An 8,568-nucleotide genomic window follows, 5' to 3' on the forward strand; every position below is an offset into this window, starting at 1 on the left:
ACATAATTCGCTAACTTATGCGTGTTGTCAACAGACCTAATGATAAAACTGGAGTTAAAATGGCTGCTATAGATATATCCCCTACTTCCAGCGACATACTTTTTTCTGTTAGTGCTGCAGACAAAGTATTGACGTTAATTAAAGAAGAAAATAATTTTAAGTTTAATTTACGTGTATCCATCATAGGCGGTGGTTGCAATGGATTTCAATATGGCTTTAGTTTTGATGAAGAAATTAATGAAGACGATACGGTGATCATTCAACAATGTTCTGATGGAGTTTCTTCTGTAAAATTGCTCGTAGATTCAATAAGTTATCATTATCTTCATAATGCTGAAATTGATTACATCCAAGGTATACAAGGTGAGCAATTTGTAATCCGTAACCCTAATGCAAAAACTACGTGTGGTTGTGGCTCATCATTTAGTGTGGATGATGATGAATAAAAAAGTATATGAATCGTGTGCATTTGGCCCTTCCAAAGCCTCAGGATAAACACTGACCAATGAAAAGAACAATTTTTCAGACTGCCAAGCATTCTCTTGCAATTGACTAATGCTACTCATCGAACATCTAGCCATAAATTTAAAATGCTGATATAACTATATATACCTCTTAAGAGATGAGAGTACTAAATTTGGCCTATTACTTTTTCGTCCATTGCATTCAAAAAGATAGAACCGGCTGTTTCGTATCTTTTTGAATGCAATGAGAAAATAATCAATCGTCCAAAACCAGCTCTTCATATCCAAGTGGTATAAATTTCTGAATAACGAATTCCATTTGAGAGATTAGGTTAATGTATACTCTGGCTAAAGTTATCCAATATTTTTTTCCATTAATTGCTCTAATGCTATTAATTATTGGCATACACCGAAAGATTATTTATTATGTGATTTCTTCTCTTTGGCTAAGTCTTATTGCCATATTCATTCACTTTCAATCTTCAGGTAACCAAATTTTTGGTAGTTACTTTGATTATGCTAATGCAGGAATTTATTCTTTTACCTTATTGGTGCTATTAGTTGCATTAATTCAAGTGATCTCTCATTTAACTATTGATAGCCTGATTTTTAAGTATCTTAACAGTTTTATTAATGCATTTATTGTTGTAGGAATATTTTTAGTCATCACTAATCTTTGGTTGAATGCTTTTTTCATTGAAAATAAAAAAGCAGGTACTCCTGTGATGCAAGTTGCTCTTTTGGATAAACCTGATTACTGTAATTATAAATACGTATTTTACAAGGTGACACCTGAGGGTTCGGTCATGTACCTTTGCCCCAATTATTATGGACTCATAGCCTCAATTGGACAATTGTCAGTAAACCCTGATTTTATTACTCAGCAGTTACATTTTTCTGCAAAAAAATGAAATAATAGAGTTGTCGGAAATTTAACACCGACTCGCTGGAACAAACTACGAGATTTAGGTTCAAGAAATAAGTTGGTAACAAGTCGTAATAAAAATAAGAGTTAACTTATTGAAGCTCAGGCATTTTTTAGCCTTTAACCTGGGGAATTTAAATTGTTCTAAGGACTATTATTTGATACTATGGTTATGATTTATTATTTTAGTATGAATGTGAAACGGTTTACTACCTTTATCATTATGTTTTTAAGTCTGAGTAGCTATTCTATGACCCACAAGCTTAATTGGGATCAAGCTATTGAACGTGCAATAAAACAACATGGTTTACGTGTAGAACCTAAACTTAAGGCCTATTTTAACAAAGCTAAAGTGAGTTATCCTCCACGCGACATTGCCTTACTTGCTTTTAAATCAGAACGGCAAGTTGAACTCTGGGCAAGAAACCAAGATCAGGCATGGAAACACATTCATACTTATTTTTTAACAGGATTTAGTGGGCAACTGGGCCCTAAATTACGTGAAAACGATAAACAGATTCCTGAGGGTATTTATAAACTAGTAAATTTTAACCCTTTCAGTAGTATGCATTTATCGATGATGATTGACTATCCTAATAACTATGACCGACAAAAAGGTTATCAGGATGGTAGAAAGAATTTAGGTAACAATATTTTCATTCATGGTAAAAATTTATCTGTAGGTTGTCTGGCTATCGGCAATCTTGCTATTGATCAATTGTTTATTTTAGCACGGCGAGTTGGATTAAATCATATTCAAGTAATCATTGCGCCTAATGATTTACGCAATAAAAAACCATCTACATCAACCTTTGCTCAACCAAGATGGTTGCCTGAGTTATACAAACACATTGCGGAATCACTTAAACCTTTTGATAAAAATACCTACACTACTTAATATACAATCAACCATTCAATAGTATTTACTTCATATATAGCAAGTATATAAGGCTGGTCTTCGCAGAAAAAGCCACCAAGTATTTTTTATAAAGCTCACAATATATTTTCGTGTGGCGTGCCGAAATTGAGCTAAAAACCCATAATAAACGACTTATATTTATTTTAAACTTTCCGGTAATGAAATAAGAAAGTCGGTAACCTCTTTAGGTGTTAATTCATAGGTTTGGCCTCGCATCAAATATCGAGGCATAGAAAGCATTCCATAACGAACCCGGATTAATCGACTAACCTCCAGTCCCTGAGACTCCCATAAGCGTCGAACTTCACGATTACGTCCTTCATTAAGAGTCACATGATACCAAGCATTTGCGCCCGCTCCACCTCGGAACACTAAACGAATAAATTTTGCTGGTCCATCCTCCAATTCCACGCCCTTGAGTAAATTATTTAAAATTTCCTGGCTTACCTGACCGCGTACCCTAACTGCATATTCACGTTCCAAACCATATCTTGGGTGCATAAGTTGATTGGCTAACTCACCATTATTAGTAAAAATCAGTAAACCAGAAGTATTTAAATCCAAACGTCCTACTTGTATCCAACGACCGTGTTTTAAATAAGGTAAATGGTCAAAAACAGTTTTCTCAAATTTAGGATCATGACGGCTTGAAATTTCACCTACAGGTTTATGATAAAGCAAAATACGCGTATTTTGCTTTATCATAAGTGGATTTGGAATTAATTTTCCTTTTACCGTGATCTTATCTTGCTCGCTTGCTAAATCGCCTAACTTCACTGGATTCCCATTAACTCGCACCCAGCCATTTTCAATCCAACGCTCCATTTCACGTCGTGAGCCAAGACCAGCCTGACTTAAAATTTTTTGTAATCTTTCGCTACTCATACAATAATATACTCTTTATTAGGGTCGATGGACATTTCTATCTTAGAAAAATTAACTCGTTGTCACTTAAGCTAAAAAATTATTAACAGACCTCGGGATTATTTAAGATCAATGTTTCCACAACTTCAGGTAAGGAGGGAAGCTCTTTTAAATTTTTCAGATTAAAATAATTTAAAAATTCTTTCGTTGTTGCATACACTGCTGGTTTACCAGCTACATCCTTATAACCCACAATTCGAATCCATTCCCTTTCCAATAAAGTTTTCATGATGTGACTGTTTACCGTGACTCCTCGTAATTCTTCTATATCAGCACGAGTTACTGGTTGCTTATAAGCAATAATTGCCAAAGTTTCAAGTAAGGCTCGCGAATACTTAGGAGGCTTTTCACTCTGTAAACGAGCAATCCAGGCACCATATTCTTTCCGCGTCTGAATAGTAAATCCAGTAGCCACTTCAATTAACTCAAAAGATCGCGTTGCATAATCTTCTTTTAAAAACACCATTATTGCATGTATTTGCTCTTTAGAGGGTCTTTGCCATTCTTCAAAAACTGCCCCTAACTTATCCAAAGACAGGGGCTCTCCAGCGCCTAATAATAATGCCTCGATAATCTGTTTTAATTCATTTTCATGCATTATTAAGCTGCCTGTAAATAAATTGTAGAAAACGTCTCATTTTGAGTAATAACTACTAAAGATTGTCGTGCCAATTCAAGTATAGCCAGCAAGGAAACTACCAATCCCCCACGCCCTTCTTCCATAGTAAACAATTTTCTGAAATCCAATACTTTATTTTCTTGTAATTGGTGTAGGATAGCAACCATGCGCTCACGAACTGATATGGTTTCGCGAACTATTTTATGGTGGATATTCTGCTCTTCTCTTTTTAATAGGGATTTCATTGCCGTAATTAAATCAGCTAAAGCAACCTCAGGATTAACTTTAGTTACTTCTATCTCAGGTACAATTATTTGAATTAAAAAATTGTCTCTCTCTTGTCTAGGAAGAGCATTTAATAATTCTGTAGCCAGCTTTATCTGTTCATAGGCTTGTAATCTTCTTACTAAAGTCATACGCGGATCTTCTTCTTCCTCTTCATTTGCAGGAGAAATAGGCAATAACAAACGTGATTTTATTTCAGCCAGCATTGCGGCCATGAGTAAGTAGTCTGCAGCCAACTCTAACTTTCGGTACTTCATTAAGTGAATATAATGCAAATATTGTTGCGTAATACTAACAATAGGAATATCCAGAATATCAATATCTTGTTTACGAATAAGGTATAACAGCAAATCCAATGGACCACTGAACGAATCCAGAAGTATCTCTAAAGCATCAGGGGGAATAAATAAATCATCAGGAATCTGGGTAAACTCTTTACCATCAACGATTGCTTTTATTTCAGATCTACTTGATGATTCAATCTGCATTAATAATCGACTCCCATCACTTCGCGAATCACATTCATTGTTTTTGAAGCTTCCTCACGCGCGGCATCACTACCTTCAGAGACAATTCGTTTTACTGAACCTAAATCTTCTTCATAATCCGCAATCGATTCCTGGATAGGCTGTAATTCTTTATTGATGGCATCAATAACAGGTCTCTTACAATCAATACAACCAATTCCAGCAGAACGGCAGCCTTTCTGTACCCAATTCTTTACTTCATCATTGGAATAAATTTTATGAAATTGCCAAACAGGACACTTTTCAGGCTCGCCTGGATCACAGCGTCTTACACGAGCTGGATCTGTAGGCATAGTTAATATTTTTTTTTCTACTTGCGCAGGCTCATCGCGTAACATAATCGTATTATGGTACGATTTAGACATTTTTTGTCCGTCAGTGCCTGGCATTTTAGACGTTGTAGAAAGCAGGTGGTTAGGCAAAGATAAAATAATTTTGCCACTACCCTCCAAATAGCCTAATAAACGCTCTTTATCACCTATAGATAAATTCGGCTGATTTTCTAAAAGAGCTTGAGCTGTCTTAATTGATTCATGGTTTCCATCTTCTTGAAATTGACGACGCAATTCTTTATAAATCTTGCTGTTCTTTTTGCCCATTTTTTTAATGGCTTCAGCAGCTAATTCATTAAAATTTGATTCTTTTCCATAAATATGATTAAAACGACGAGCGATTTCACGTATTAACTCAATATGAGCCACCTGATCTTCACCTACAGGAACATAATCCGCACGATACAACAAAACATCTGCGCTTTGTAATAAAGGATAACCTAAGAAGCCATAAGTTGCTAAATCTTTTTCTTTTAATTTTTCTTGTTGATCTTTATAACTTGGAACACGTTCCAACCAACCTAAAGGCGTAATCATCGATAGAAGTAAATGCAACTCCGCGTGCTCAGGAACCCAGGATTGAATAAAAATACGTGATAATCCAGGATTGACACCACAAGCTAACCAATCAATAATCATATCCCATAAATGATTTCCAATAAATTTTGTTTCAGCATATTGAGTAGTTAGTCCATGCCAATCAGCAGCAAAAAAGAAGCAATCATATTGATGTTGTAATTTTATCCAATTTTTTATAACACCATGATAATGACCCAGGTGTAATCTTCCACTGACACGCATTCCAGAAACAACTCGTTTATTGGAAGTAAATAATGCTGACATCAATATCCTCTTTGTTTAATAATTATTTAAAACACATAACTAAACACTCCGAATCAAGGAACAACCTATTTGGCTGATCTTGAACGAAAATATTATCGAAAAGGTTCCGGATCACCTTTACCCTCTCTTAAAATTACTGGATAGTCCCCAGTTAAATCAACTACAGTAGTAGCATCCTGCCCACAATTACCTCCATCAATTACTAAATCAACCTGATGGCCTAATAAATCTCTAATAGCTTCTGGTTGGCTCAAAGGTGCTTTTGCACCAGGAAGAATGAGTGTACTACTCATTAAGGGAGCTTCCAGAGTATCTAACAAAGCCAGAGCAATCATGTTATCGGGAACGCGAAGTCCTAACGTTTTTTTCTTAGGATGCAACATTAAACGTGGAACTTCATGCGTTGCATTAAGAATAAAAGTGTATGAACCTGGGGTAAGCGCCTTTAATAATCTGAATATAGGATTAGAAACACGAGCATAAGTACCTAATTGTGATAAATCCCGACATACTAAAGTCATGTTATGGTTTTTATCTAATTGCCTTAAGCGGCGAATACGTTCAAGTGCCGCTTTATTTCCTAAACTACAACCCAAGGCATAGCCCGAATCGGTTGGATACACAATTAGTCCACCGACTTCAATAATAGTAGCTGCCTTTCTCAATAAACGGGCTTGCGGATTATCAGGATGTAGTGCAAAAAACTGACTCATAAAGCTCCCTGTTAAATGTTCCATTGCTGCCAAATAGGCACGCAGTTTACTGGTAGTTGTCTCTGACATCCAAGATTTGTACGAGACATGGTATTACTATGAAAATCAGAGCCTGAAGAGGCCAATAAATTAAACCGCATACTTGTAGCTGCCATTTCACTAATTTCAGCAACAGTCATCTCTCCGGAAACCACCTCGATACCTGCGCCACCAACTTCTTTAAATTGATTTATTAACTCATGCAATTTAGAGCGCGTCAATCCGTATTTCAACGGGTGAGCAATTACAGCTTGGCCACCAGCAGCCACAATACCCTCCACAGCTTCTTGCATGCTAATCCAGGAAGTAGGAATGTAAGCAGACCTGCCTCGAACTAAATAACGTTTAAAGGCAAATTGAAGATCTCTTGCCTTACCTTCATTGACAAGAACCTGAGCAAAATGAGGACGTGCAGCACGCTCATGTCCGGCTAAAACACATGCTTTACTGTAGGCATCAGTAACGCCCAATATACCTAATGCAACACCAATTTGTTTAGCACGCTCAATACGACTTTGAACCTGACGTTGGATCAATGCATGAAAGTTTTCAGTAGGATTCATTTGGTAACCAAGAATATGAATATCGTGTTTTTTCCAACAAGTGCTTAACTCAATGCCATTAACTATTTTAAGCGCTGTAGAAGCTGCCGCTTGCAGCAATTCAGGATAACCCGCCAGAGTATCATGATCGGTAAGCGACAAACATTGAATCTGCAACTGTTGTGCTTTTTCCACAAGCTCTTTGGGACTTAACCCTCCGTCAGAAAAATAACTATGGCAATGAAGATCAATCATGAATGTTACGTCTGCAAAAAAAGTAATGATACCATAAATATTAAGATCTGTTGAGAGTTGACAAATTTAAAGCCAAACTCAATTATGGCTGAAAAATAACTTTTGTTCCTTGTTTTATACTTGCAAAAGATGGGCTTTCTGTACTATATTTACATATCGAAATTCTCATAATTTTTTATATTCATGATCGCAGATGACCAAAATGTAATTACCCATCATGTAAAATTATCTCGTAAATTAATCGCTGCACGAAATGATAAACAAGCCTCCTTTCTAAATGCTATCGATCGATTTGATATAACATTTGCTGTGGGCCCGGCAGGGACAGGAAAAACCTATCTTGCAGTTTCTAAAGCGATGCAATGCTTCGAAAAAGGTGAGGTTCAACGCCTGATTTTTGTAAGACCTGCCGTGGAAGCTGGTGAGAAGTTAGGCTTTCTTCCTGGTGATTTAGTAGATAAAGTATTACCCTATTTAAGACCCATTTATGATGCCTTGTATGAGATGATTGGTTTTAAAGAAACCCAGAAACTCATACAAAGCGACATTATCGAGATATTACCCCTGGCATTTATGCGTGGACGCACTTTAAATGAATCATTCATTATTCTTGATGAAGCGCAAAATACTACCATTATGCAAATGAAAATGTTTTTAACCCGTATGGGCTTTGGTTCTAAAACGGTTATCACCGGTGATATGACCCAGGTAGATCTTCCTCGCGGTATTGATTCAGGTCTAGCTCACGCAATAGGATTATTAAAAAAAATACCGGAGATAAGTATACATACATTTACTAGTCGAGAAGTAGTACGACATCCTCTGGTATCCAAAATTGTTGATTGTTATGAACTATGACTCAACAAAAAAGAAATAATTGGTTATGACTCATTACATAGATATTCAGAACGCCACAAATGAACCTTTAGCTATGAACGAGGAGGAAATCACCCGTTTAGCTTCTCTGGTATTAAAAGCATACCTCCAAAATGCTGAGTTAACTGTTCGCTTTGTTAATTCCAAAGAAATCACTTATTTAAATCATGCCTATAGAAAAATGGCTAAGCCTACAAATGTGTTAGCTTTCCCCAGTGAATTACCGAAAAACATCCAATTAGAATACCCACTTTTAGGAGATATCATTATTTGCCCAGAGGTATTGCTTGCTGAAAGTAAACAGT

The 8,568-nt window shown here is 36.3% G+C and carries 11 protein-coding genes; 5 read left to right on the top strand and 6 right to left on the bottom strand.

The annotated features are described in order from the left end of the window. Positions 1 to 59 precede the first annotated feature (59 nt). The 3 genes from erpA to WA877_RS08295 all read left to right on the top strand — a co-directional run bounded on the left by erpA (position 60) and on the right by WA877_RS08295 (position 2,287). Positions 60 to 446, top strand: coding sequence for an iron-sulfur cluster insertion protein ErpA (erpA, locus tag WA877_RS08285; RefSeq protein WP_425170446.1), 387 nt, complete (start codon positions 60 to 62; stop codon positions 444 to 446). Between the two features lie 353 nt (positions 447 to 799). Then, complete coding sequence (locus WA877_RS08290; protein ID WP_425170447.1) at positions 800 to 1,375, top strand: type I secretion system protein LssZ; 576 nt, start codon at positions 800 to 802, stop codon at positions 1,373 to 1,375. A 264-nt stretch (positions 1,376 to 1,639) separates the two neighbouring features. After that, positions 1,640 to 2,287: a L,D-transpeptidase family protein gene (locus WA877_RS08295; protein ID WP_425170448.1), complete on the top strand. Its 648-nt coding sequence runs from the start codon at positions 1,640 to 1,642 to the stop codon at positions 2,285 to 2,287. Between the two features lie 159 nt (positions 2,288 to 2,446). Here WA877_RS08295 and WA877_RS08300 read toward each other — a convergent pair whose 3' ends face one another. From WA877_RS08300 to WA877_RS08325, 6 genes are all read right to left on the bottom strand, one after another. Further along, the gene (locus WA877_RS08300; RefSeq protein ID WP_425170449.1) at positions 2,447 to 3,193 is read right to left on the bottom strand and encodes a pseudouridine synthase; all 747 of its coding nucleotides are present in this window, start codon (positions 3,191 to 3,193) and stop codon (positions 2,447 to 2,449) included. Between the two features lie 82 nt (positions 3,194 to 3,275). Further along, positions 3,276 to 3,830, bottom strand: a complete 555-nt coding sequence (gene scpB, locus WA877_RS08305) for an SMC-Scp complex subunit ScpB (protein ID WP_425170450.1) — start codon at positions 3,828 to 3,830, stop codon at positions 3,276 to 3,278. Positions 3,831 to 3,832: 2 nt separating this feature from the next. Then, positions 3,833 to 4,624 (bottom strand): segregation and condensation protein A, encoded by a 792-nt coding sequence (locus tag WA877_RS08310; protein WP_425170451.1) that lies wholly within the window; start codon positions 4,622 to 4,624, stop codon positions 3,833 to 3,835. Beyond that, on the bottom strand, positions 4,624 to 5,838 hold the full coding sequence (locus WA877_RS08315) for a tryptophan--tRNA ligase (protein WP_425170452.1): 1,215 nt from the start codon (positions 5,836 to 5,838) through the stop codon (positions 4,624 to 4,626). The genes WA877_RS08310 and WA877_RS08315 overlap by 1 nt, the downstream gene beginning before the upstream one ends. A gap of 92 nt (positions 5,839 to 5,930) precedes the next feature. After that, positions 5,931 to 6,551, bottom strand: coding sequence for an L-threonylcarbamoyladenylate synthase (locus tag WA877_RS08320; RefSeq protein WP_425170453.1), 621 nt, complete (start codon positions 6,549 to 6,551; stop codon positions 5,931 to 5,933). Between the two features lie 11 nt (positions 6,552 to 6,562). Then, a complete protein-coding gene (locus WA877_RS08325) occupies positions 6,563 to 7,387 on the bottom strand; it encodes a PHP domain-containing protein (RefSeq protein WP_425170454.1) in 825 nt (274 codons plus the stop codon). A 183-nt stretch (positions 7,388 to 7,570) separates the two neighbouring features. Here WA877_RS08325 and WA877_RS08330 point away from each other — a divergent pair, with 183 nt between their 5' ends. After that, positions 7,571 to 8,245 (top strand): PhoH family protein, encoded by a 675-nt coding sequence (locus WA877_RS08330; protein ID WP_425170455.1) that lies wholly within the window; start codon positions 7,571 to 7,573, stop codon positions 8,243 to 8,245. A gap of 25 nt (positions 8,246 to 8,270) precedes the next feature. Further along, the coding region (ybeY, locus tag WA877_RS08335) for an rRNA maturation RNase YbeY (RefSeq protein WP_425170456.1) at positions 8,271 to 8,568 on the top strand (298 nt) is incomplete at its 3' end.

Origin of the sequence: Legionella sp. (assembly GCF_049790535.1) — a bacterium.
Classification (GTDB): Bacteria; Pseudomonadota; Gammaproteobacteria; order Legionellales; family Legionellaceae; genus Legionella.